A 24,174-nucleotide genomic window follows, 5' to 3' on the forward strand; every position below is an offset into this window, starting at 1 on the left:
TGAGCGGGGATGTGCCGGACTTCGGAGACGGTCTGGGTATCCACACGCCTGCCCTTCTGCCTGATCAGGTGACGGCCGGCGAGAAGACGCTCGTCCAATCGTTCTTCATGCTTACCACGGTCCAGTTCTTTTCTCGTGCGTGTTCGAGGGCCTGTTCCGCGCCCGCGACGTAGTCGAATTCGCGATCGGCGTCGTCGTGCAGGATCAGCACCCGAAGCGACGGGCGGTCGGGTAGCCCGGAGAACGCGAGCATCGGCAGGTCGCCGTTGGAGTTGCCGACCGACAGGATCGGCCGTCGCCCGATCCTGCTCCAGATTCGAACCGGTTTCTCCGGCCCGTCGTCGAAGAAGTCCATCGCGGCCTTGTAGAGCAGGTCGCTCGTGTCCGCCCCTGCACGGTACGAGAGGCCGAGGGCACTGCCGATGACGCGTTCCGGCGGAATCCCGTAGAGCCCTCCGGCGACCGGGCGCATGAAGTCCCGATCACCACCGGACGCGATGTAGATCGTGAATCCGTTCGCCTCGAGATAGCGCAGCAACTCGACCATCGGCGCGTATCCGCAGCCTGCGTACGGGCGGCCGAGCGTCGGGTGATCCGCGTCGTCGAAGAAGGCCCGCACCCTTGCGTCGTAATTCTCGACGGTGATCGAATCGAATGCTTCGGTGACTGCGCCCATCAACAATTTCAGATCGCCGTCGTCGCCCTGATAGTGCTTGACCATCGCCGCACCGAGCCACTGAAGGTCGTGCTCGTGGGCCGCCTTCCACGGTTGCGTCTGCTGGAGGCCGGGATCCTTCGCGGCCATCTCGGCGAAGCGCCGGATGGTGAAGTCGAGCTGGATGGGCATCGGCTTCTCACACCAGAGTGTGCCGTCGTTGTCGAACACGGCCACCCGGTCGGCGGGCTCGACGAAGTCCGGTCCGCCCGCCGACGTCACCCGTGCGACGAAGTCCTCGATCGCGGACCGCGTCGATCCGTCCGACCAGGAACCACCGAGCCCGGCGCCCACGTCGGTCAGTCCCTCGACAGGTACGCGTGCAGCTTGGCCACCGCGTGGTCGATGGTGAAACTGGCCGGCTCCTGTCGCGGTGGGAACTCCTTGAACGTCTCGAGGAATTGGGTCGTGATGAATGTTCCATAGATCGTGATGTAGTCGTGGTCGAGGAACCAGTCCCAGTAGGTGTTCGAAGTGATGTCGGCCCGCTCGAAGGGGTCGGTGCGCAGGTTGAACACCTTGGGTACCCGCAGGGCGGTGAACGGCTCCGCCCACAGCCCGAGGGTGCCCTGCGCCCGCTGCTCCATGAACACGATCTTCCAATTGTCGAACCTGATGCCCAGCACGTCGCAGTCGTCGGAGAAGTAGATCATTCCCCGGCGCGGGGATGTCTCGACCTCACCGGTGAGGTACGGGAGCAGGTTGTAGCCGTCGATGTGCACCGTGAAGGTCTTCTCACCGATCTCGTAGCCGGTCTTCAGCTGCTCGACGACATCCGGTGCACCCGCGGCGGCAAGGAAGGTGGGAAGCCAGTCGTGGTGCTGCACGATCTCGTTGGACACGCTGCCCGCGGGGATCCTGCCCGGCCAGCGGATCACCTCCGGGACGCGGAACGCACCCTCCCAGTTGGTGTCCTTCTCACTGCGGAACGGGGTGGTCGCACCGTCCGGCCAGGTGTTCGCGTGGGGACCGTTGTCGGTGCTGTAGATGACGATGGTGTTCTCGGCGAGGCCGAGTTCGTCGACCGCGTCGAGCAGTTGGCCGACATGCTTGTCGTGATCGATCATCGTGTCGTGGTACGGCGACTGCCAGTGCCCGGCCTGGCCGATGCTTTCCGGCTTCGTGTGGGTCCGCAGGTGCATGTGCGTCGTGTTCATCCACACGAAGAACGGTGTGTCCGCTTCCTTCTGCCGCGTCATGAAGTCGATTGCCGCCGTTACCGTCTCGTCGTCGATGGTCTCCATCCGCTTCTTGTTCAGCGGCCCGGTGTCCTCGATGCGCTGCTTCCCGAGCGGCCCGTACCGCGGATCGACCTCACCGGCATCCTCCTCGGTTGCCCAGCAATGGAGCACACCGCGCGGCTTGACCAACTCGTGCAGTTTGGGATAGTCCAGGGCGCTCGGGAAGTCCGGCAGTTCGGGTTCTTCCTCGGCATTGAGGTGATAGAGGTTGCCGAAGAACTCGTCGAACCCGTGCACGGTCGGCAGATACTTGTTCAGGTCGCCGAGATGGTTCTTCCCGAACTGTCCGGTGGCGTATCCGAGGGGCTTGAGCAGTTCGGCGATGGTGGGGTCTTCGGGCGACAATCCGATGTCGACGCCCGGAATCCCCACCTTGCTCATGCCGGTGCGGTACACGCTCTGACCGGTGATGAACGACGCGCGACCCGCCGTGCAGCTCTGCTCACCGTAGGAGTCGGTGAACTTCATGCCCTCGTCGGCGAGGCGGTCGATGTTCGGCGTCCGGTACCCCATCAGTCCGTCGCTGTAGCAGCTGAGATTGGTGATACCGATGTCGTCGCCCCAGATGACCAGGATGTTGGGTTTCGCGTCCGTCATCTGTCTCTCCTCGCATCATCGGGGGAATCGCAGTCATGACGTTGCTCGCGGCGCCCTCGCGCCACATCACCCGTACCGGGTGAGAACCTCGTGTACCGGAACGGCGGTCAGTCCGGGGGGATCGAGGGCGGCCGATCCACGGTGAGGATGTACACGCTGATCACCATCACCCAGGCCGGGAAGACCAACGTCACCCAGAGACTGAAACTCACGACCACCAGCAAGGTGAGGGACAGCGCGTAGGTGGCGACAGCCAGCCACCGCGGCATCAATCCGGTGCGCAGCCAGATTGTTCCCAGCGAAATCATGAACACCCCGGCCATGCGCACCCCGTAGACGTTGTTCACATGCAACATCACCTCGCGCCCGAAGAAGACGAGGTCGTTCTGCGGAACGTTGGTGAGCCGGGAGACGGCGAGGAGCCCGCCGGCGATTGCCGTCGACACGAACGTCATGGCGAGAAACAGCAGCCCACTGCCGAGGAAGACGGTCGAGAAGAATCGGTCCTCGAGGTCCCCGAGCCGGTCGCGGATGACACCGATGAACCACAGGAACGCGATGCCCGCAAACGGTGCGAGTATCAGCGCCGTCGTGATCTGCCGTTGGTGGTGTAACCACGGGGTGGCGGCTTCGCCGGGCAGCCCGGTGCGCAGCAGCACGATGCTGGAGGCGAAAAGGACACCGAAGACGACACCGGCGACGGCCGCGGCCCGTGGAGTCCGTAGCTGGTGGAACTCGGCCTCGCTCTGTGTGCCGGCCATGAGTTCAGTCTTCGCCGAGGCCGAGCTCCAGGGCAACAGGGACGCACAAGCGTGACCGGATCAGCCCGCGTCGTCCGCCCTGCCCGGTCGCACGACGACGGGAACCCCCTCGTACGGGGCCAGGGTGATCGGGAAGCTGTGGAGTTCGTCGACGGTGCCGATCTGTTCGTCGGTGAACAGATTGACCGCAGGCGATCCGGCCGGCAGGCACTGGGACTGCACGGTCGCGGCGATCTCCTCTGACGTGAAGTTGAGAACCGTCACTTCGAGACTCGCGTCCGCCAGTTCGTGGACCATGACGAGCAGCCCCTTGTGCGACACCGTGGGCACGTCGAGCTGGACCGCGGTGGCGATGCCGAACCGGTTACGGACGTCGATGATCCGGGCTAGACCGCGAGCGAAGGACGTCGGGTCCTGCAGTTGCACCGGCAGACTCCCGTACAGGCTGGTGCCCCGGGGAATGCCCGACTCCGACCGGGCGGCTTCGGGATTGACCCCCATCAGGTCGTGCGCACCGCGGTTGATCCACCGGGTGTCGCCTTCGGCGAGAAGGTCGGCGACGTCCTCGGACGGCACGGGCAGCAGCCCGCACAGATCCCAGCCCGACAGGGCGAAGACACCGGGCTGGAGTGCGTTGAACATCGCCAGGAGCAGATGTGCCTGCTTGACGGTGTCGATGTCGGCGGCATCCATCCTGTCCAGGTCGCGGATGCCGAGCGCCGCGGTGATGACACTGGCGGTCGTGCAGGCGATCCCGTTGGTCGTGAACGTGCGGTTGTACGGGGCCCAGCGTCCGGTGAGCCTCTCGCACAGATCTTTACGGATGCGGTCACCGAGATCCGACCCCGTGATCGACTCGCCGCCGTACGCGAACTCGTCGTCCTTGTGCAGCGTCGCGAAGTGGACCAGTTCGAACGTCAGCTCGTCGTGGTTCTGCAGGGCGTGGACGAGCGACGCGGCGTCGACACCGTGATCGCGGGCGAGGTTCATGGTGAGCCGGAGAAATTCGGTGTTCCCCATGACGAGGGCGTGATGGTAGGCGGGACGATTGATGAAGTCGTAGGACAGGTCGGCTCCGGTCGTGCCCATCGCCTTGATGTCGTCGATGGTGAGGTTCAGTTCCTGGAACGTGAATCCCCCCATCTTCCGCACGATGCTGGCGATCAGGTGATTCGCCGCCTCGGACAGTGGATGCCCCTCCGACCACCCGGGCAACCCTTCGGTTCGGCGTTCGACCCCGAGGAATCCGTTGGCGTCCAGTCGAAGCGCGCCCGCACCGAGGTCCGCGATGGAGTGGCACGCGTCGCCGATGACGAGACGCATGCCCGCGAACGACGGATCCAGCCAGTTGATAGAGGGCTGCCCGGCCTTGAAATAGTGCAGGTACACCCATCTCCGCTCGATGCCGTCCACCCCCGTCACCACGGGGGTGACACTCCAGTTGGTTTCCTTGACACCGAGTTCGTAGAAGATGACGCGCTGGAGTTGGCCGATGATGTACCCGGCCCTGGCGAGTTGCGCCTCCGTGTCGGCGTCGATGTTGACCGAGTCCCGGCCTTCCGGCACACGGGGAAGCAGGTGCCAATCCTGCTGTTCGATCTCCACCATGTGGTAGATGCCGGGGTAGTCGGCGTACGCCATCTCGGCGAGCCGGAAGTCGGCGCCCTTGCCGGTGTGACCGGGGACGATATCGTCGATGACGATGCCGTCGTACGCGGCGGCGACGACGCAGAGCCTGCGGAACTCCTCCTCGGTCCCGAATGCCGAGTCGATCTGCATGCTGATGCGATCGAAGTGGCCGTCCACCGACGGCGTGGCCCGCCACCCGTTGATCCCGCCCGCCTGCTTCACCGGCCCGGTGTGGACGGCCGTCACCCCGATCTCGGAGAACGCCTGCCACAGGGACTCGTCACCGAGGGAACTCAGGAAACTCGCGCCCGGTGCCGTGATGATCGAAATCGGGTACGCCGTGAACCACACCGATCCGCGTTCCACCGCTGCGCGCGGATTCGGATCGGCATACGGGTTCTGCCACATGCTGCCCTTGCCGGACAACTGCTCCGCGATCAACTTCGCATCGTGCAGGATCGACTGATTGATCAGCCACTCCACATAGTTCGGGTTGTCCGGCACGGGCTCACCCGTCTGCGCATCGACCCTGGTCGCACGGCGGACCGACGGTTTCAACGGCCGAGGGCGCGCCGGGTAGAACTGCTCGTCGTAGCTGATCTCGCTGGGCTCGTGATGGATCTCGGGGTTCATGGTCCTCCGTCGTCATCTCGTCTGCTCGCCGCACGGTCGGCTACCCGTCCACCGTCCCACGGAAACGACCGCCCGGCATGGGGAGTTGGAGGACTGTCAGCGGACCGGGGAACTTTCGGGTGCGACGAACTCGGTGGAGGCCTCGGACCACAGGCTCACCCGCCTGTCCCGGCTCTCGAAGAACTCGATCTCGCGTCTGATGCCGGAACTCTGATCCCATCCGGGGAGGTCGAGGATGATCAGTTCCTCCATCGCGTCCATGAACACCCGGTCGACGGGTCCCCACATCCTGCCGATCGCCGTGTTGTCCTTTCCGGTGAAGGTCAGGTTGACGGGATGAGACATCGACACCTGACTGAACACCGCATGGCCGGATTCGACGATGTATCCCGCTACCTCGTTGCTGGCGAGAAACCGCTCGTGCGTCACCGCCGGATCGGCATGGCTGTAGGGGCAGGCCAGAAAGATCTTTCTCATGGATTCCTCGTGATTCGTGGGGCGCGGGCCCCGGTGGGGCGCGCTCATCGGGAACCCGCTGTGAGTGGACGCACGGTCCGGCACCATCCCGAGATCGCCTCGATCATCAGCGACGCGACCTCCCGGTGGGCGACGTCGTTCGGAATGTCGTGGTAGCCGCCCGGGATGACGACGCTCTGTCCGTGCTGCAGTTCTCGTGCGAACTCGGCGGCCCGGTGTGGCGTCGCGAAGGCGTCGAATTCGCCGTTGACCAACAGGATCGGCATCGTCATCGCGGGCAGACACGCCCGCACCTTTCCTCCGGCCACGGTGAGCGCCTGCCAGAGGTTCGGTTCGGCGGGAGCTGTGTCGAAACCGAGCGGATCGTTCTCGAGCGCATCGAGGTACGACCGGTCCTTCGCCATGACGAGGTCAGTCCGTCCCTCCGCCTCACGCGGCAGTCCCCAGAGGGGCGCCCCCGTCATGATCAGTCCGGTCCGCAGGGACGGTGTGCGCACCGAGAGGAGAGCCCCGGTCAGTGCGCCGAGCGAGTGGCCCAGGACGACCACCGGCAGGCCGGGCTCGTCGCCGGCCATGATGTCGACGAGAACGCCTGCATTGGAGGCGAGTTCGTCCACCGAAGGAAAGAGCCCTGCAGGTCCGCCGGTGTGACCGTGGCCGAGGTGATCGGGGGCCCACACGTCCAGACCGGCCGAGTTCAGCTGCCCCGCGAGCCGGTGATAGTGCCCGGAGTGCTCACCGAATCCGTGCAGGAGCAGGATCCGCGCCCAGGGCTGCGAGGCTTCCCACTGCCGGTAGTAGACCTTGTTCCTGACGCCGTCGAAGAAGGGCATGTCAGGCCTCTGGGCTTTCCGGACCGTTCGACGGCGGCGCGGTGGGCAAGTCGTCGAACCAGGTCGGTGACGTGAGCCAGTTCAGCGGGATCGGCGGGCTCGGGTAGCCCGCGACGAGAACGACGTTGCCGTGCACCGAGTAGTCGCCGGTCTGGACGAAGACCTTCACGCGGTCGCGGAGGTTGTAGAACTCGGGGAGGTACCGCAACTCGTGGACGTTCTCCTCCCCCACCAGTACGGAGACGAACTTCCGGGCTTCGGGGCTGGCGGTCACCATGTCCTCGGTGACGATGGCTGCTTCGAAATCGCCTACCTCGCACAGCACCGACAGCAGATCCCCGACCGACGGCAATCCCGGCGCGAGGCCGAGATCGATCGTCTCGACCTGCGGCGACAGTGGAACGAGGCTCGCGGAAGACGTGCCGCTTCCGGCGTCCGCGACGTAGATCATCTCGCCGTGCCGGAGCTGGCTCACGACGGCGGCGAGGCGTTCGTGCAGCAATCGGGTTTTTGGTGCCATGGGATTCGTCCTTCGATCGAGGGCGTGAAGTGTGCGGCGCAGCGTGCCGGGCACAGAATGTGCTCTAGTCGACAATCGACTAGAAATCTAAGACGTCCCTGCCCGGAGGTCAAGCACTGAACGAATCCAGATCCAACGCTTGACCGATCGTCCGGAGAGGGCGCACACTTGCCTGGTCGATTGTCGACAAAGAGTCAATCGCTTCCGCGTCTTCGCGCTTCCACATCCACATGACCCTCGAGGGAGAACACCATGGGCCAGCTGCTGCAGGGTAAGACAGTCATCGTTACGGGCGCAGGCGGAGGAATCGGCCTCGCGACGGCCTTGCATCTCCACGACGAGGGGGCACAGGTGGTCGCCACCGTGCACTCCGAGTCGAGCCTTCCCCAGCTGAAGGTCGACGACGATCGCCTGATCGGCCGTGTCGTCGATGTCACCGAGGAAGAGCAGGTCAAGGACCTCGTCGACTTCACGGTTGCGACGTTCGGCAAGCTCGACGGCATCGTCAACAACGCCGGCATCCTCAAGCCCGGCACCATTCTGGACGCGTCGGTCGAGGACTACCAGAAGACGTTCGACGTCAACGTGAAAGGCGTGTTCCTGGGTTCGAAGTACGCGATTCCCGAGATGCTGAAGGTGGGCGGCGGGTCGATCGTCAACTTCGGTTCCATCAACTCGATCGGCGCCGAGAAACTGCTGACGACATACACGGCGAGCAAGGGCGCCGTGCTCACGCTGACCAAGGCCATCGCCCTGGACTTCGGCGCGCAGGGCATCCGCGCCAACACCCTCTGCCCGGGCTTCGTCGACACCCCGCTGAACGTGCCGCACTACACGGCGCTCGGCGGCCGCGAGGAACTCGAGGCCGGGCTCCCCGACTTCCAGCCGATCGGACGCGCCATCCTCCCGATCGAGATCGCGCACTCCGTCGCCTTCCTGCTGTCGGACCACTCCACCGCCATCACCGGGACGGCGTTCGTCGTCGACGGCGGCGTTCTCGCCGGGGCCTGACACACCCAGTCTTGCGGTGGGAGCCCTGCCGCCACAGGGCTCCCACCACAATCCCATTTGACAGCCGACGTGACTCCCATCACCATTGACGTAATGTCGACAATTAGACGAAATGAGGTCGACCCCGATGACTTCCACTGACTCCGATGTGACCCAGCACGACGTTGTCGACGTGTTGGTGATCGGCGCGGGTCCGTCCGGCGCGGTGGTCACGCACACCGCCGCCACGGCGGGACTGAGCACCCTCTGCCTCGAGCAGGGCGACTGGGTCAACCCCAGCGACTTCCCCGCCAACCACCCCGAGTGGGAACTGCTCATCCAGCACGACTGGGCGCACGATCCGAATGTCCGTGCCCTGCCGTCCGACTACCCGGTCGACGTAACGGAATCCGACATGTGGCCCGTGATGTTCAACGCCGTCGGGGGAAGTTCCATCTTCTACGGCGCGGAGTGGCCGCGGCTGCTGCCCTCGGACTTCCGGGTCAAGACGCTCGACGGTGTCGCGGACGACTGGCCGATCAGCTACGACGACCTCAAGCCGTACCACGACGAGGTCGACGAATTCATCGGCGTCTCCGGAGTCGACGGCGACACTGCCTACCCCGAAGGTCTCGAATATCCGTTGCCGCCACACCCGTTGGGCAAGCCCGGGATGAAAGCGGCCGAAGCCGCGAACACGCTCGGCTGGCACTGGTGGCCGGGCACCAACGCGATTCCCAGCCAGAAGAACAAGACACTCGAGCAGTGCGGTCGCTGGGGCGTCTGCGAATGGGGTTGTCCGCAGGGCGCGAAGGCCTCGTTCGACTTGATCTACATGCCGCAGGCGCAGCAGGCCGGCGCCCGCGTGGAGACCGGTGCGCGTGTCCGCCGGATCGTCACCGGCGACGACGGACGCGCGGCAGGCGCCGAATGGGTGGACCGCACCGGCGCCGTCCATTTCCAGCCGGCCCGGGCAGTGATCGTCTGCGCGAACGGCATCGGAACACCGCGGCTGCTCCTGCTGTCGGCTGACGAGAAGCATCCGGACGGCCTGGCGAATTCCTCGGGCCAGGTCGGCAGGAACCTCATGCTGCACCCCAACTGCACCGCCATCGGGTACTACGAGGACAACCTGGAGAGCTGGCGTGGGCCGGCCGGACAGCTCATTCACTCCATGCAGTTCTACGACACGGACACCTCCCGCGGGTTCGTCCGCGGCGCCAAGCTGCACGCCCTCCCGACTCCGGGACCGCTGAACACGATCGAGACCCACCGGCAGCTCGATTTCGACGACCTGTGGGGACCGGCCATCCACGATGTCGCGCGCGCGGCGTCCAACGGCATTCTCTGGGCGGCCAACGTGGAGGATCTGCCCGAGGAACACAACCGGGTCACCCTCTCCACCGAGGAGTTCGATGCCGACGGCCTGCCTGCGCCGAAGGTCGAGTACCGCGTCAGCGAAAACACCCGCAAGATCCTGAAGTACACCGTCGACCGCATGGTCGAACTCCACGAGGCGGCGGGCGCGAAGCAGATCTTCACGCAGGAATTGTGGGTCGACCAGCCGGGGCACCTCCTCGGAACGGCCCGGATGGGCGACGACCCGGCGACGTCCGTGGTCGATTCGCACGGCCGGGCACACGATGTCGAGAACCTCTACATCGCGGACGGCAGCATCTTCGTCACGTCCGGCTCCGCCAACCCGACCTGCACGATCAGCGCCCTCGCCCTCAGGGTGGGCAAGAAGGTCGTCGAAGACGTCACCGCACGGAAGGCATCGGTATGAGCACCACATCCCTCGACCTGCACTCGACGCCGAAACGGCGACTGTCGGTACCGGGCAGGCACACGGCACCGCCGCGGCCGCTCACGGACTCCGAACTGACGACGCTCCTGCGGATCGCAGACTGTCTGATCCCCGCGTCCGGTGAGAATCCCGCCGCCAGTGAGGCCGACGAATACCTCCGCTACCTGAATCTGGCGCTGGCCGCCCGGGCCGACGTCTTCGATACGGTCCTCTCCGCGGTCGACAAGGCGGCCGAGCTGCACGGCGACGTCCTGCGCGCGGAGCTCAAGCGGATGTGGGCCGAAGACAAGTTCACGTTCGATCCGCTGTCGTCGATCCTCGCCGGCGCCTACTTCATGACTCCCCAGGTCAAGGCGTTGATCGGGTACCCGGGGCAGCACCGCGACGCCGCCGGATTCGAGGATGCCGCCAACGAACTGGACACCGGGATACTCGATCCGGTGCTCGAACGCGGACACTTCTACGTGTCCGCGAACGGCGAATAGCCTGCTCGGACGCTCCCCCGTTCCGCACTGTTGATCTATTGTCGACAAGAGGCTCCCGGCGTGGTCAACGTCGAAACAACCACCATCAGAAAGGACAACCCGATGACTCTGTCACCGAATCGTCCACCGGGATCGACTGTAGGTCGACGCGAGGACGGCGACATCTCCCTCGGGCGGATCCATCAGCGCACCACTCCGGGCACGGTCGCGGGCGTCCTGCGCACGGCGATCCTCGACGGCACCCTGGCCCCCGGCAGTCAGCTCCGCGAGGCACACATCGCCGCCGACCTGGGCGTGAGCCGGGCGCCACTGCGGGAGGCGCTGAGCATCCTCGCCGACGAAGGCCTCGTGGTGAAGATCGCGTACAAGGGCGCGTTCGTGGCCGAGGTCAGCGCGAAAGGGATGGCCGAGATCGCCAGCCTGCGCAAACGACTCGAGCCCTACGCGATCGAGTTGGCACTGCCACGACTGTCGGGGGCAGGCCGGACCAAGATCGTGCGGACTCTCCAGGACATGGCCCGGGGCGCGGACGACGGCGACCTGACCCGGACCATCGACGCGCACATGAGCTTCCACCGGGTGATCTACGAACTGTCCGAGCACGGCCTCCTGCTCGACCTGTGGCGCAGCTGGGAATCCCAGCTCCAGTTGTTCCTCTCGGCGGATCATCAGTCGTTCCCCGATCTCCACGACGTCGTCGCCGAACACGAGCGCCTGCTCACCATCATCGACACCGGCGACCTCGAGGCGATCACCCGCGAGATCGACCGGCACGTCCACGGTTCGACCGACGCTGCCCCGGACGCAACCGCTCCAGTCGACGGTTCTCAACCGTCGAATGCGTGAGTACGTCGACTTCCTCGGCAGTCAGCCGCCCTACGACGCGCTGGACTCCGCCGACCTCGATGCCCTGGCTCGGACGGTGGAGGTCGAGTACTTCGCCGCCGGCGCAAAGATCGTCGAGGCAGGCGAGGCCCCACTCGATCACTTCTTCGTAGTCCGCACCGGAGAGGTCGAGGTGATCGACCGCGGCCGGGTCGTCGACCTCCTCGGCCCCGGCGAAACGTTCGGGCAGATCTCGGTGCTGTCCGGTCTGCCTCCGCCTCTCGCGATCCGCGCCTCGGAAGACACACTCTGCTACCGCTTCCCGGACCCGCGGCCGGTGCTGCGGCACCCGCAGCGACTCCAGTTCGGGCATTACGGCACCCTTGTCACGCGGGAACGGTTGGCCCGCTCGGGACTGGTCGATCAGGCGTTGCGCGCGGCCCGGCATCAGATGCGACCTGTCGTCTGGTGTCCCGCCGACGCGACCGTGAGCGAGGCCGCGTCTGTGATCACCGACGCAGGCCAGTCGTACGCGTTGATGGACCGGGGCGGCGTGATCGGCATCGTCACGGACAACGACTTCCGGCGGGCGTTCGCCGACGGGCACGTCGACGCGCACAGCCCGGCATCGGTCATCGCCTCGTTCCCCGCCCGATCCGTCCCAGCGGAGACTCTCGTGGGCGATGCGTTCCTGACGATGGTCGAGTCGGGGGTGCACCACCTGGTCGTGACCGGCACCGGTGAAAGGCCGGTGGGGATTCTCCGCGTCGTCGACCTCGCGTCGGCCGAAGTGCGCAACCCCCTCGTCGTCCGCCGGGCGATCGACGACGCGACCACGGTGGAGGACTTGGCGTCCGCGGCGGCCCTGCTCCCCGGAACGTGGGTCGAGTTGTACGACACCGGCGCGTCCGTCATGCACGTCGCGGGACTGATGTCCGCGGTGATCGACGCGATCATCAGGCGGCTCGTCGAGCTGACCGACGTCGGCGCCGACCACGTTCCCCATCGGACGTCCTGGCTGCTTCTCGGGTCGGTGGCCCGGCGCGAACCCCTCCCCAAGTCGGATGTCGACACCGGCCTCGTCTGGGAAGACCTGCCCGGCACCGACTCGCCCGCCCGGAAGTTGCAGAACTGGGCCGGGCGCGTCCTGGACAACATGGAACGCTGCGGCCTGCCCCGCTGCGCCGACGGCGCCAACGCGACCAACCCCCTGTTCGCGCGCTCGCGCACCGACGCGGTCGCCGCCGCGACGTCGTGGATCACGAATCCCACCCAGAAGAACGCTCTGCTGCTGTCGTCGATGATCGCCGACAGCAGACCCGTCAGCGGGATGTCGCTCGGACGTTCGGTGTCCGACGCCATGCTCGCGACCACACGCAGCCGCGAGTATCTGTCGGCCCTGTTGCGCTTCACCACCTCCCGGCGACCTCCGGTCGGGTTCGTGCGCAACTTCGTCGTCGAGCACTCCGGCGCCAACCGCGGCCACCTCGACCTCAAGGCGGGCGGACTCGTGCCGATCGCCTCCCTCGGCCGGTGGATCGCCGTCGTCACCGGTGACGATCGCGGCTCCACCCTCACCCGGTTGCGGCGCGGCGAGGCCGCCGGTCTGCTCACCGCGGACGAAACCGAGACGCTCGTGCGCGCGTTCGAGTACGTCTACGGATTGGTCCTGGGCCGCGAGATCGAGGCCATCAAGGGCAGCACCGACGCGACGACGTGGGTCGCGCCCAACCAACTGGATACGCTCACCCGCCGGTATCTGCGTGAATCGTTCCGCGCGGTGGCCGAGGTCCAGAACCGGCTGGAAAGTGAATGGGTGGCGCGTCTTCCGTGAGGGCACACCGGAGGTTCCGCCGCGCCGACGCTCTGGTGCGCCCGTGGCGCGACGCCGAGTTCGCGGTCGTCGATCTGGAGACGACCGGACTGGACCTCGTGCGCGACACCATCGTGTCCTACGGGGCGGTCGTGGTCCGGCACGGTCGCATCGTCGTGTCGGAGAGCGTCTACGGACTGGTCCACCCTGAGTGCGACATCCGCCCGGAGGCCGTTGCCGTTCACACGCTCCGGGAGGCGGATGTCGCCGACGCCCCACCGTCGAGCGAGGCCGTCGGAGTCCTGCGACGCCTCCTCACCGATCGTGTCCTCGTCGCCCACGCGGCCTGGGTCGAGACGGCCTTCCTCTCCCGCGCCTTCCGCGACAGCGGGCTGAAGTTCCGGCCGACGGTCGTCGACACCGCAGCCCTCGCCCGCGCGGTCGGCGTGGCGCCGCGGCAGCACCGGTGTGAGCCGAACCTGGAATGGCTGGCCGACACGCTCGGCCTGCCCGTCGTCGATCCCCACCACGCGCTTGGCGACGCCGTCACCACGGCACAGGTGTTCCTCGCACTGGCGTCCCGGCTCGAGCGCGTCGGTTACGACACCGCGCGCTCCCTGGTCGATCTGAGTGCCGGCGACCGTCGCCTCGGGCGCGGTTGACGCAGACGTAATCCAGCCGAAACAACTGGTGATTGAGGTCACACCGATTTGTGGTAGATTGTCGACAGTAGAACAAGCGCGACGCATCCTTTCGCCTTCTTCCACGACAACCGAACCTCGTCTCGGCACATCCCCCGCCGAGATACCCGCGACAGAGACCAGCGAGGTCACGATGGCCATAACCCCGGAAGAGCCTCCGGTGTCCACTCAACCGCCCACCGAGCCCGAGCGTCCGCTCCTCGACTCCGGAGCGGACACCGATTCCGCGTATCTGGAGAAGCTCGGCTACAAGCAGGAACTCAACCGAACGCTGGGACTGTTCTCCGCCTTCGGAGTCCAGTTCACCTCGATTGCGATCGCCTCCGGAATCTTCACGACCCTGATCGTCGGCTTCGGATTCTTCGGGCCCGCGTCGTTCTGGTCGTTCCTCGTCGGCGGCGGCCTGCAGGTGTTCACCGTGGGACTCGCGGTCGCGCAGCTCGTCTCCGCCTACCCACTGGCCGGCGGCGTGTACCAGATCACCGGGCGGATCACCGGGAAGCCATGGCTGGCCTGGCAAACCGGATGGTGGCTGCTGATCGCGCACACCGTCGCGGTCACCACCGTCGCCGTGAGCATCGCCCCCTTCGTCGCCGGCTGGTTCGGCGTCACGTTCGAGGACAACACGGACGCACTCCCCTGGGCGCTCGGCCTGATCGTGCTCGGCACCGTCATCAACATCGCCGGAGTCAAGGTCGCCGCCGTGCTCAACAACATCGGCGTGGTGGCGGAAGTGCTCTGCGTCGTCGCGCTGGTAGCCGTGCTGCTGATCGTGAAGCACCCGACCCAGCCGCTGTCGTTCCTGAGCGAGTCCGGCGGAACGACCACCGGCGGCAACTGGTTCGTCCCCTTCCTCCTCGCGATGATCCTTCCCGCATATGCGATCTCGTCGTTCGACGCGACCGGAAACGCCTCCGAGGAGACCAAGGACGCCGCCCGCAAGGCGCCGATGGCATCGGTCATGGCCAACGTCTCCTCCTACGTCGTCGGCATCTTCATGGTCGCGTTGATCATGCTCGCCATCCAGGATCTCCCGGCGGTCATGGAAAGCACCACCCCGGTGAAGCTGATCCTCGACACCGCGGTCGGTACCGCGTTCGCGAACATCTTCGAAGCGGTCGCGATCGTCGCCCTGTTCGCCGCCCTGGTCATGCTGCAGCTCACCGGCATTCGCGTCCTGTGGTCACAGGCACGCGACGGCCAGATCCCCGCGGCCTCCTGGCTGCGCAAGGTCAGTACCCAGCGGATCCCGATCAACGCGACTCTCACGATCTTCGCGATCTCCGTGGTGTTCGCGCTGTGGTCCTCGCTGCTGTCCGTACTCGCAGCGATGACGGCACTCGCCTGGGGAATGGCCTACGGTGTCGTGGTCGTCGTCGGCTTCTACGGACTGGTCAAGCGCAAGCTGCCGTCCCACCCGTGGCACTACGGCATCGTCAGCCCGGTCATCTTCGTCCTGGCGATCGCCTGGTCGGTCGTGCTGTGCGCGCTCCTGATCTACTCCGACCCCACCCATGTCGGCCTCGGCATGCTGCTGGTCATCGCGTCGGGCGCCGTCATCTACATGCTGATCCCCAAGAGCAGGCGCGGCAAGTCCATCGACACCCAGGCCGGACACCTCTGACAACCCACCTCCCCGACCACCGACCCACTTTCGAAAGGACTTTCATGTCAACCACGCTTCGTTCCGTCACCAACATCATCGACGGCAAGGCCGTGGCAGGATCCTCCGAGCAGGTGCGACAGGTCCGCAACCCGTCCACCGGCGAGGTCGTCGCCGAACTCCAGGAATCGACCGTCGAGGACGGCTACCGCGCCGTCGACGCGGCCCGCGCCGCCTTCCCCGCCTGGGCCGCGAAGACGCCCGGCGAGCGCTCGCAGATTCTGCACGACCTCGCCAACCTCCTCGAGGCGAACCTGGACGAACTCGCCGACCTCGAGACGCTCGATGCCGGCAAGCCGACGACGGCGGCGAAGGGTGACGAGCTTCCCGGCATCGTCGCGGCGTTCCGGCACTTCGCCGGAGCGGGCCGGGCGTTGTCCGCGCAGGCCGCCGGTGAATTCACCGCAGGCAACACCAGCTTCGTCCGGCGCGAACCCCTGGGCGTCGTCCTCGGCATCACACCGTGGAATTTCCCTCTCTGGCAGGCGATCTGGAAGCTGGCACCCGCACTGGTCGCCGGTAACACCGTGGTCGTCAAGCCGGCCGAGCTGACCCCGCTGGCCACCACCCGGTTCGCGGAGCTCGCGCAGCAGCTGCTGCCCGCGGGTGTTCTCAATGTCGTGCACGGCAAGGGCAGTGTGGTCGGGGACGCTCTCGTTCGTCACCCCGACGTCAACCTCGTCTCCTTCACCGGCTCGACGTCCGCGGGACAGCGGATCGCCGAGGCTGCGGGTGCCACACCCAAACGGCTGGTGCTCGAGCTGGGCGGGAACGCTCCCGTCGTCGTCTACGACGACGTCGACCTCGAGGCCGCACTCCCGATCCTCACCAACGGCATCCTGTTCAACGCCGGCCAGGAGTGCATGTCGGCAACCCGGCTGCTGGTGAGCGAGACCATCCACGACACGTTCGTCGCGGCGCTGGCCGACAGCCTGCGGGCGGCCAGGATCGGTGACGCCGCCGACACGTCGACGGTTCTCGGACCTCTCATCTCGGAGGGCCAGCGCGCCCGCGTCGCCGAGCTCGTCGACGGCAGGCCCGACCACGCACGGGTCGTGACCGGCGGCAAGATCGTCGACGGTCCCGGCTACTTCTACGAGGCCACCCTCATCGACGGTCTGCAGCAGGACGATCAGCTGGTGCAGGAAGAGATCTTCGGCCCGGTGGCGACGGTCCAGACGTTCACGGACGAGGCGGACGCGCTGGAGAAGGCCAATGCGGTCGAGCAGGGACTCGCCGCGTCGGTCTGGACCCGCGACATCGGCCGAGCCCTGCGGAACGTCAACGCGATCGAGTCCGGGGTCGTGTGGGTGAACAACCACATGGCGGTCGGCCCGGAAGGACCGCTCGGCGGCTTCAAGGGCTCCGGTTACGGCAAGGAGGGCGGCGCGGCCGGTCTCGAGGAATTCACCCGGGTCAAGCACGTCATCGTGAGCCTGTCGTGACGGCGCCGAGCCGCCACGACACCGCGTGGGGCACGTGGGATCCGGTAGAGCCGGAAGACGCGGTCGGACGGGCGATCCGGCGGATCGACCTGCGCAGCGGAACGACGTCGCCCTGGGCGCACGCCACCATGGTCGTGCCGTCGCGAGGGCGCACGTGCTGGTTGGTGACGCTGTGGGACGGCAACGTCGACGTGTGGCGGGTCGACGACACGACCGCGAGATACGAGTTCGATTTTCGCACTCCGACCGACTAGACCTGTTCCACCCCTCCGACCCGAAAGGAAGAGCGCGTGACAGTCCTTGCCATCGACCAGGGCACGTCCGGCACGAAGGCTGTCGTCGTCTCCGAGGACGGCGACGTCCTCGCGATCGCCGAAACACCGGTCCGGCCGGCGTATCTCGCCTCAGGCGGCGTGGAGCAGGACCCGATGGAACTGCTGGGTTCGGTCCTCGAGGCGGGACGGAGCGCGGTCGCGAAAGCGGGTGTGCCCGTGTCTGCCGTCTCCCTCGCCAACCAGGGTGAGACCGTCCTGGTGTGGGACCCGGACACCGGCCGACCCCTCAGTCAGGCCGTGGTGTGGCAGGACCGCCGGTCGGACCAGCTGTGCCGCACCAAGTCCGAGTCCAAGTCATGGGTCGAACAGCGGACGGGCCTCGTGCTGGATCCCTATTTCTCGGCGCCGAAGATGCAGTGGCTGCGGCAGAACGCCACCACGGCGGGGGTGGTCACCACGACGGACACCTGGATCGTGCACTACCTGACCGGGGAGTTCGTGACCGATTCCGCCACTGCCAGCCGTTCCTTGCTCACCGACCTCGACACGGTCGCGTGGGATCCGAAGCTGCTCGAGCTGTTCGAGCTCTCCGCCGAGCGGATGCCTGCCATCGTCGCCAACGACGTCGTCGTGGGAACCACGGATGTCTTCGGATCCGACGCTGCCGTCGGCGGTCTCGTCGTCGATCAGCAGGCGGCTCTGCTGGCGGAGCGGTGCTTCGACGCGGGCACCGCCAAGTGCACGTTCGGCACCGGGGCGTTCCTGCTGGCCAACACCGGCACGCTCCCGGTCCGCTCGGCAGCCGGGTTGGCGTCCTGCGTCGCGTGGAATGTGCGCGGGAAGACGTCGTACTGCGTCGACGGCCAGGCCTACACCGCCGCCTCCGCCATCCGGTGGATCCAGGACCTCGGCTTGATCGAGTCGGCGCGCGACCTCGACAGTGTGGCCGCACACGATTCCGGTGGAACGTATTTCGTGCCCGCACTGGCCGGTCTCGCCGCACCGTGGTGGCGGCCGGACGCGACGGCGTCGTTCTCCGGGATGACGTTGTCCACCGATCGGTCCCAGTTGGTGGCCGCCGTCCTCGAGGGGCTGGCGGCGCAGACAGCGGAGTTGGTGTCTGCCGTCGAAGGTGACCTGGGCGCTCCCCTCACCCGGCTGCGGGTGGACGGCGGTCTCACTCGGTCCCGCCGGCTCATGCAGGCCACGGCCGATCTGATCCAGATCCCCCTCGACGTCTATCCGTCGTCCCACGCCACCGCTCTCGGTGCGGCGGCGTGCGCCAGATTGTCACTGAACCCCGACCTGTCCCTGGAGGACGCGGTAGCCGACTGGGAACCGGCGACCACCTACGAGCCGCGGTGGTCGGTCGACCGCGCGGCAGAATTCCGACACCACTGGCGGGCGGCCGCACGAGCGGCGCTGCCACAGGAGAAAAGCGATGACTGACACCCCTCCGCCCCCTGACTACGATTTCGTCGTGCTCGGCGCGGGCATCGTCGGCTCGGCGATCGCGCGGGAGCTGGCCGGATACCGGCACACCGTGGCACTCGTCGAGGCGCGGGACGACGTGGGCGACGGGACGAGCAAGGCGAACACGGCGATCCTGCACACCGGATTCGACGCGAAGCCCGGCACACTCGAATCCCGCATGGTGAGCCGCGGCTACACGCTGCTCTCCGAATACGCACAGCAGACCGGGATTCCCGTCGAACGGTCGGGGGCCATCCTCGTCGCGTGGAACGACGAGGAACTGGCCGCACTGCCGGGCCTGCGCGACAAGGCAGCCGACAACGGCTACACCCACTGCGACATCATCGACGCCGACGAGATCTACCGGCTCGTGCCCGCGCTCGGCGACGGCGCGCTCGGCGGGCTCACCGTCCCCGACGAGTCGATCATCTGCACCTGGACCACCAACCTCGCGCTGGCGACGGATGCCGTCGCTCGCGGAGTGACGCTGCGGACGCGGACCCGCGCCGAGTCGGTGACCGCCCTGCCCGAGCGGACGATCCTGCACACCTCGAGCGGCGACATCGGCGCGCGGTGGGTGATCAACGCCGCCGGGCTGGGAGCCGACTACATCGACAAGGAATTCGGCTACGAACGATTCCACGTCACCCCGCGGCGCGGCGAACTGCTCGTCTACGACAAGCTCGCGCGACCGCTGATCGACAAGATCGTGCTCCCCGTCCCGTCGTCCCGCGGCAAGGGTGTTCTGGTCAGCCCGACGATCTACGGCAACGTGATGCTCGGACCCACCGCGGAAGACCTCACCGACCGGTCCGCGACGGCGACGTCGGAAGCCGGCTTCGAGTTCCTGCTGGACAAGGGCGCCAAGCTGATGCCGCGCCTACTCGAGGAGGAGGTCACCGCCACGTACGCCGGACTCCGTGCCGCCACCGACCACGGCGACTACCTCGTCGAGGTCGACCACGATCAGCGTTACGTCCTGGTCGGTGGAATCCGCTCGACCGGACTGACGTCCGGGATGGCGGTGGCCGAGTACGTCGGCGAACTGCTCACCAAGGCAGGCGCTCTCGACAGCGCACGCACCGAATTGCCGCCGCCGCCCCGGATGCCGAACATCGGCGAGGCATTCACTCGCCCGTATCAGGACGCCGAACTCATCGCGCGTGACAGTGAATACGGCAGGGTCGTCTGCTTCTGCGAGCGCGTCACGGCGGGTGAGATCCGCGACGCGTACCAGTCGCTGATCCCCCCGGCCGGACTCGAAGGGCTCCGTCGTCGCACCAGGGCGATGAACGGCCGGTGCCAGGGCTTCTTCTGCGGCGCCGAGGTCGGTTCGCTCGTCGCTGCACACCGATGCCCCGTAGGTTCGCCCGAGGCGGCCGTGACCCGGAAGGAAGCCGTCCGATGAGCGCTCCCGACACCTCACGCACCGTGATCACCGCCGATGTCGCCATCGTCGGCGCAGGCCCCGCCGGGTTGGCTGCGGCCACACAGCTCGGAAAGGTCCACGGGCGGCAGGCTCTCGTCCTCGACCGTGAAAGCCGTGCCGGTGGGATCCCGCGCCATTGCGATCACCCCGGCTACGGCATCCGAGACATGCACACGTTCATCGGCGGCCCGGCCTACGCCGAACGCCTGGTGCGGGAGGCGAAGTCCGCGGGAGCCGACATCATGCCGAACGCGATGGTGACGGCGGTGCACCCCGGTGGCGCGCTCGACGTCACCTCACCCGCGGGGCTCCTCCGCATCGAGTCCAGGGCGCTCGTCCTGGCCACCGGCGCCCGTGAGCGTGCCCGTCCGGCCCGCATGATTCCCGGCGACAGACCGTCCGGGGTCTACACCACCGGACAACTGCAGAACATGGTGCACCTGCACCGCGGACGGGTCGGAACACGCGCGGTGGTCGTCGGAGGCGAACTGGTGAGCTGGTCGGCTGTCATGACGCTGAAGCACGCCGGGTGCACGACCGTGCTCATGACGACGCAGTACCCGTCACCGGAGTCCTACGCCGCCTTCACCATTCCCGGCAAGGCGCTGTTCCGGCTCCCGATCGCTACCCGCACCCGCGTCGTGCGCGTCATCGGCCACGGCAATCTGGAGGCGGTCGAGATCGAGAATCTCGACACCGGCGCACGCGAGATCGTCGAGTGCGACACCGTCGTCTTCACCGGTGACTGGATCCCGGACCACGAACTCGCGCGCACGGCGGGTATCGCCATCGACCCCGGAACGAAGGGACCGCTGGTCGACACCGCCCTGCGCACCAGCAGGCCGGGCGTCTTCGCCGCGGGCAACGTCCTGCACCCGGTCGACACCGCCGACATCGCAGCCCTCGACGGCACGTTCGTCGCAGACCGGGTGGCCGCGTTCCTCGACGCCGGCGAAGCGATCGATCCGGGTGCGACCGCGGTGCGCATCCTCGCGGCCCCGCCGTTCCGCTGGGTTTCCCCGGGACTGCTCCGGGCAGGCGACCCGGCCCCACCACGCCGGCGCCTGCTGCTGTGGACCGATCAGCTGGTCCGGTTCCCGAAGGTGACTGTCTCGCAGCGGGGTCACGTCGTCGCGACCAAGGCGCTGCCGTGGGCCGCGTCACCGGGGCGGGTCTTCCGCGTGCCGTGGTCGATCATGGATGCCGTCGACCCGGCCCAGGGGCCCGTGACCGTCGGTCTGGCGAACGCGCCTCACGAGGAAACCATGCGCAACGCGGCAGGGGAATTCATCCCGACCCGCTGCAGCTGAGCACACCCCGACACACTCTCTCGTTCAGCTCACACACAGATTGTCGACAATAAACCTCGATCGATCGGAAGACACATGACGGAAGTACAGGGCGGTTTGCACGGCCCCGAGATGCGGCGGGCCATCACGGCCGCCGCGATCGGAAACTTCATCACCTGGTTCGACTTCGCCGCATACGGATTCCTCGCCGTCCTGCTCGGCAGGATCTTCTTCCCCTCCGAAAATCCGGCGACGAGTCTGCTCGCAACGTTCGCCGCATTCGGAGTCGCGTTCCTGATGAATCCGATCGGCGGCTTCGTCTTCGGCCGGCTCGGAGACAAGGTCGGCCGCAAGAAGATCCTTGCGACGGTGATCATTTTGATGTCGCTGTCGACGTTCGCGGTCGGCCTGCTGCCGGGATACGCCACCATCGGCCTCGCGGCCCCGGCACTGCTGGTGACACTGCGGATCATCCAGGGTTTCGCCGCCGGCGGCGAGCCCGGCGGTGCGGCGACGTTCCTCGTCGAATCCGCGAAACGTGGCAGGCGGGCGCGCACCGTCAGCTTCTGGCACTGCTCGAGTTACCTCGCCAACGCGGCGGCCTCGGTTCTCATCCTCGGCCTCAACGCCGCACTGAGCGAAACGGCAATGTTCGAATGGGGCTGGCGGATCCCCTTCCTCATCGCCGGACCGCTCGGGCTGGTCGGTCTCTACATTCGGCTGAAGCTCAGCGACACAGCAGAATTCGAGCGACTCCAGTCGTCGGGAGAAGTCAGCGAGTCCCCGGTCAAGGACGCCCTCGCGACCAGTCGCCGGCAGATCGTGCAGGTGGTCGGGTGCATTGCGCTGCAGGCCGCAGCCTTCTACTTCATCTTCGTCTACATGGAGACGTATCTGCAGTCGGAGGTGGGATTCTCGTTCGGCCTGGCCTCCGCGTCGACGGTCACCTGCCTGTGCTCGGCGGCGGTCGCCATCTTCGTGTTCGCCCGCTTCTCCGACCGCTACGGCCGCAAACCGGTGATCATCCTCGGCGCCGTCTCGAGCACGCTCATCGTCTATCCCGCGTTCATGGTGTTCGCGACGGGGAATGTCCCCGCAATCGTCGTGGCGCACGCCGTGATGGGGATCTGCCTCGCCATGTTCATGTCCGCGTCGGGCGCAGCGATGGTGGAGATCTTCCCGAGTCGTGTTCGGTACGCAGGATTCTCGATCGGATTCAACATCTCGGTCGCAGTTTTCGGCGGCACCGCGCCGTATGTGGCGACGTATCTGATCGCGGCAACCGGCAGTCCGTTGGCCCCCTCGGTCATCCTGATCGTGACGGGCGTGATGGCCATCGTGGCGGCGGCGACGCTACACGAAACCGCGGGCCGGAAAGTCGACGCGAGGGCGGAGGCGGAGCCCCTTCGCCGCGATCCCATCACCGTCGGCGAATAGCGGCCGAAGATCCCCTGCCGATCCCTTGACACCACCGAGGATCGACCTTAGGTTTGACATCGTTCTCTTGTCGACAATCGCCAATTCAACAATTGTCGAAGGCGAGAGCGAGTTCCCGAAAGTTCACCAGTCGAGGACCCCCACAACGGGCATCGACCACCACCACCGAACAAGGACACGACATGACCAAGAAGCTGGGTGGCATCCTCGCCGCCGTCTCCACGCCCTTCGCCCAGGACGGCTCGGTCGACGAAGGCGCACTGCGCAACCACGTCGACTTCCTGATCGAGAACGGACTGCACGGCCTGGTACCCGGCGGCAGCACCGGAGAGTTCGCAGCCCTCACGCTCGACGAGCGCAAGCTCGTCAACACGGTCGTCATCGACCAGGCCGCCGGCCGCGTGCCCGTCGCACCCCAGACCGGCTCCACCCGCACCGCGGAGGCCATCGAACTGTCCCGCCACGCAGCCGACGCAGGCGCCGACGCCGTCCTGCTGGTGCAGCCCTTCTACGAGGCCCCCACGCGCCACGAGGTCATCGAATACTTCGCCACCGTCGGCGAAGCGGCGAACATCCCGGTGATCGCATACAACCTGCCGGGTGTCACGGGAATGAACCTGGATCGCCCGTTCTACCGTGAACTGCTGGAACGCACGGACGCCGTCCGGTACATCAAGGACACGTCCGGGTCGATCGAGCAGGCCTTCGACCTCATCTTCAACCTCGGCGACGCCATCGACACCTTCGTCGGCTGGGACACGATCGTGCTGCCCGCCTTCTCCGCCGGTGCCGCCGGTTCCATCTGGGGTGCGCCCAACTTCGCCCCCAAGGAGTGCGTCGCGATCTACGAACTCGCCAAGGCCGGCAAGTACACCGAGGCCCTCGAAATCTTCAAGCGGCTGTGGAACGTCCTCGACTTCCTCGGCAAGGAGGGCTACGCCGTGGCCACCAAGGCGGCCGCTCAGGCCGTCGGCGTGGACCTCGGAGTGCCCCGCGCACCGTACGGTGAGCTGCCCGCGGACAAGAAGGAAGAGCTCACCAAGCTCATCGCCGAGACCGGACTCACCTACGCCCGCTAGTCACCACCAAGAAGACCGCGCGCGTTCATCACGGAGTGACCCTTCCCCGACACGTGC

Annotated in this window: 21 protein-coding genes; 14 read left to right on the plus strand and 7 right to left on the minus strand. The window is 66.7% G+C overall.

Going from position 1 to position 24,174, the window contains the following annotated elements:
• Positions 1-64 precede the first annotated feature (64 nt).
• The 7 genes from JVH1_RS13395 to JVH1_RS13425 form a co-directional block, all read right to left on the minus strand.
• Positions 65-1,009, minus strand: coding sequence for an HAD family phosphatase (locus JVH1_RS13395; protein ID WP_009477648.1), 945 nt, complete (start codon positions 1,007-1,009; stop codon positions 65-67).
• A gap of 5 nt (positions 1,010-1,014) precedes the next feature.
• Complete coding sequence (locus JVH1_RS13400) at positions 1,015-2,553, minus strand: arylsulfatase (protein ID WP_009477647.1); 1,539 nt, start codon at positions 2,551-2,553, stop codon at positions 1,015-1,017.
• Between the two features lie 107 nt (positions 2,554-2,660).
• Positions 2,661-3,314, minus strand: a complete 654-nt coding sequence (locus tag JVH1_RS13405) for a hypothetical protein (RefSeq protein ID WP_009477646.1) — start codon at positions 3,312-3,314, stop codon at positions 2,661-2,663.
• A 60-nt stretch (positions 3,315-3,374) separates the two neighbouring features.
• Positions 3,375-5,576 carry a maltose alpha-D-glucosyltransferase gene (gene treS / locus JVH1_RS13410; RefSeq protein WP_009477645.1) on the minus strand — a complete coding sequence of 734 codons (2,202 nt, stop codon included), beginning with the start codon at positions 5,574-5,576 and terminating at the stop codon, positions 3,375-3,377.
• A gap of 96 nt (positions 5,577-5,672) precedes the next feature.
• Positions 5,673-6,053 (minus strand): DUF1937 family protein, encoded by a 381-nt coding sequence (locus JVH1_RS13415; RefSeq protein WP_009477644.1) that lies wholly within the window; start codon positions 6,051-6,053, stop codon positions 5,673-5,675.
• A 44-nt stretch (positions 6,054-6,097) separates the two neighbouring features.
• Positions 6,098-6,886, minus strand: coding sequence for an alpha/beta fold hydrolase (locus tag JVH1_RS13420; protein ID WP_009477643.1), 789 nt, complete (start codon positions 6,884-6,886; stop codon positions 6,098-6,100).
• 1 nt (position 6,887) lies between these two features.
• Positions 6,888-7,406, minus strand: a complete 519-nt coding sequence (locus tag JVH1_RS13425) for an RbsD/FucU domain-containing protein (protein ID WP_009477642.1) — start codon at positions 7,404-7,406, stop codon at positions 6,888-6,890.
• 252 nt (positions 7,407-7,658) lie between these two features.
• Here JVH1_RS13425 and JVH1_RS13430 point away from each other — a divergent pair, with 252 nt between their 5' ends.
• The 14 genes from JVH1_RS13430 to JVH1_RS13495 all read left to right on the plus strand — a co-directional run bounded on the left by JVH1_RS13430 (position 7,659) and on the right by JVH1_RS13495 (position 24,117).
• Positions 7,659-8,417 carry an SDR family NAD(P)-dependent oxidoreductase gene (locus tag JVH1_RS13430; protein WP_009477641.1) on the plus strand — a complete coding sequence of 253 codons (759 nt, stop codon included), beginning with the start codon at positions 7,659-7,661 and terminating at the stop codon, positions 8,415-8,417.
• Positions 8,418-8,544: 127 nt separating this feature from the next.
• A complete protein-coding gene (locus JVH1_RS13435) occupies positions 8,545-10,182 on the plus strand; it encodes a GMC family oxidoreductase (RefSeq protein ID WP_009477640.1) in 1,638 nt (545 codons plus the stop codon).
• Positions 10,179-10,688, plus strand: coding sequence for a hypothetical protein (locus JVH1_RS13440; protein WP_009477639.1), 510 nt, complete (start codon positions 10,179-10,181; stop codon positions 10,686-10,688). The genes JVH1_RS13435 and JVH1_RS13440 overlap by 4 nt, the downstream gene beginning before the upstream one ends.
• A gap of 60 nt (positions 10,689-10,748) precedes the next feature.
• Positions 10,749-11,534 carry a GntR family transcriptional regulator gene (locus JVH1_RS13445; protein ID WP_009477638.1) on the plus strand — a complete coding sequence of 262 codons (786 nt, stop codon included), beginning with the start codon at positions 10,749-10,751 and terminating at the stop codon, positions 11,532-11,534.
• Positions 11,527-13,347 carry a putative nucleotidyltransferase substrate binding domain-containing protein gene (locus JVH1_RS13450; protein WP_009477637.1) on the plus strand — a complete coding sequence of 607 codons (1,821 nt, stop codon included), beginning with the start codon at positions 11,527-11,529 and terminating at the stop codon, positions 13,345-13,347. The genes JVH1_RS13445 and JVH1_RS13450 overlap by 8 nt, the downstream gene beginning before the upstream one ends.
• Positions 13,326-13,988, plus strand: coding sequence for a PolC-type DNA polymerase III (locus tag JVH1_RS13455; RefSeq protein WP_009477636.1), 663 nt, complete (start codon positions 13,326-13,328; stop codon positions 13,986-13,988). Before JVH1_RS13450 ends, JVH1_RS13455 begins: the two co-directional genes overlap by 22 nt.
• Before the next feature lie 199 nt (positions 13,989-14,187).
• Positions 14,188-15,651, plus strand: coding sequence for an APC family permease (locus JVH1_RS13460; protein WP_009477635.1), 1,464 nt, complete (start codon positions 14,188-14,190; stop codon positions 15,649-15,651).
• A gap of 44 nt (positions 15,652-15,695) precedes the next feature.
• On the plus strand, positions 15,696-17,135 hold the full coding sequence (locus JVH1_RS13465) for an aldehyde dehydrogenase family protein (protein ID WP_009477634.1): 1,440 nt from the start codon (positions 15,696-15,698) through the stop codon (positions 17,133-17,135).
• Positions 17,132-17,389: a hypothetical protein gene (locus JVH1_RS13470; protein ID WP_009477633.1), complete on the plus strand. Its 258-nt coding sequence runs from the start codon at positions 17,132-17,134 to the stop codon at positions 17,387-17,389. The genes JVH1_RS13465 and JVH1_RS13470 overlap by 4 nt, the downstream gene beginning before the upstream one ends.
• Positions 17,390-17,425: 36 nt before the next feature.
• On the plus strand, positions 17,426-18,859 hold the full coding sequence (locus JVH1_RS13475) for an FGGY family carbohydrate kinase (RefSeq protein ID WP_009477632.1): 1,434 nt from the start codon (positions 17,426-17,428) through the stop codon (positions 18,857-18,859).
• On the plus strand, positions 18,852-20,291 hold the full coding sequence (locus JVH1_RS13480; protein WP_009477631.1) for an NAD(P)/FAD-dependent oxidoreductase: 1,440 nt from the start codon (positions 18,852-18,854) through the stop codon (positions 20,289-20,291). The genes JVH1_RS13475 and JVH1_RS13480 overlap by 8 nt, the downstream gene beginning before the upstream one ends.
• Positions 20,288-21,622, plus strand: coding sequence for an NAD(P)/FAD-dependent oxidoreductase (locus JVH1_RS13485; protein ID WP_009477630.1), 1,335 nt, complete (start codon positions 20,288-20,290; stop codon positions 21,620-21,622). Before JVH1_RS13480 ends, JVH1_RS13485 begins: the two co-directional genes overlap by 4 nt.
• Before the next feature lie 75 nt (positions 21,623-21,697).
• Positions 21,698-23,038 carry an MFS transporter gene (locus JVH1_RS13490; RefSeq protein WP_009477629.1) on the plus strand — a complete coding sequence of 447 codons (1,341 nt, stop codon included), beginning with the start codon at positions 21,698-21,700 and terminating at the stop codon, positions 23,036-23,038.
• Positions 23,039-23,220: 182 nt separating this feature from the next.
• Entirely contained in the window at positions 23,221-24,117 is an 897-nt protein-coding gene (locus JVH1_RS13495; protein WP_043780845.1) for a dihydrodipicolinate synthase family protein, read from the plus strand.
• The last annotated feature ends 57 nt before the right edge of the window (positions 24,118-24,174 follow it).

This window comes from Rhodococcus sp. JVH1, assembly GCF_000280725.2.
GTDB classification, from domain to species: domain Bacteria; phylum Actinomycetota; class Actinomycetes; order Mycobacteriales; family Mycobacteriaceae; genus Rhodococcus_F; species Rhodococcus_F jostii_A.

Excerpts from the sequence above, each read along its gene's own strand:
- JVH1_RS13425 (WP_009477642.1), bottom strand. The coding sequence starts at position 7,406 with ATGGCACCAAAAACCCGATTGCTGCACGAACGCCTCGCCGCCGTCGTG.
- JVH1_RS13465 (WP_009477634.1), top strand. The coding sequence starts at position 15,696 with ATGTCAACCACGCTTCGTTCCGTCACCAACATCATCGACGGCAAGGCC.
- JVH1_RS13455 (WP_009477636.1), top strand. The coding sequence starts at position 13,326 with ATGGGTGGCGCGTCTTCCGTGAGGGCACACCGGAGGTTCCGCCGCGCC.
- JVH1_RS13480 (WP_009477631.1), top strand. The coding sequence starts at position 18,852 with ATGACTGACACCCCTCCGCCCCCTGACTACGATTTCGTCGTGCTCGGC.
- JVH1_RS13400 (WP_009477647.1), bottom strand. The coding sequence starts at position 2,553 with ATGACGGACGCGAAACCCAACATCCTGGTCATCTGGGGCGACGACATC.
- JVH1_RS13420 (WP_009477643.1), bottom strand. The coding sequence starts at position 6,886 with ATGCCCTTCTTCGACGGCGTCAGGAACAAGGTCTACTACCGGCAGTGG.
- JVH1_RS13485 (WP_009477630.1), top strand. The coding sequence starts at position 20,288 with ATGAGCGCTCCCGACACCTCACGCACCGTGATCACCGCCGATGTCGCC.
- JVH1_RS13490 (WP_009477629.1), top strand. The coding sequence starts at position 21,698 with ATGACGGAAGTACAGGGCGGTTTGCACGGCCCCGAGATGCGGCGGGCC.
- treS (WP_009477645.1), bottom strand. The coding sequence starts at position 5,576 with ATGAACCCCGAGATCCATCACGAGCCCAGCGAGATCAGCTACGACGAG.
- JVH1_RS13430 (WP_009477641.1), top strand. The coding sequence starts at position 7,659 with ATGGGCCAGCTGCTGCAGGGTAAGACAGTCATCGTTACGGGCGCAGGC.
- JVH1_RS13495 (WP_043780845.1), top strand. The coding sequence starts at position 23,221 with ATGACCAAGAAGCTGGGTGGCATCCTCGCCGCCGTCTCCACGCCCTTC.
- JVH1_RS13440 (WP_009477639.1), top strand. The coding sequence starts at position 10,179 with ATGAGCACCACATCCCTCGACCTGCACTCGACGCCGAAACGGCGACTG.
- JVH1_RS13405 (WP_009477646.1), bottom strand. The coding sequence starts at position 3,314 with ATGGCCGGCACACAGAGCGAGGCCGAGTTCCACCAGCTACGGACTCCA.
- JVH1_RS13415 (WP_009477644.1), bottom strand. The coding sequence starts at position 6,053 with ATGAGAAAGATCTTTCTGGCCTGCCCCTACAGCCATGCCGATCCGGCG.
- JVH1_RS13450 (WP_009477637.1), top strand. The coding sequence starts at position 11,527 with ATGCGTGAGTACGTCGACTTCCTCGGCAGTCAGCCGCCCTACGACGCG.
- JVH1_RS13435 (WP_009477640.1), top strand. The coding sequence starts at position 8,545 with ATGACTTCCACTGACTCCGATGTGACCCAGCACGACGTTGTCGACGTG.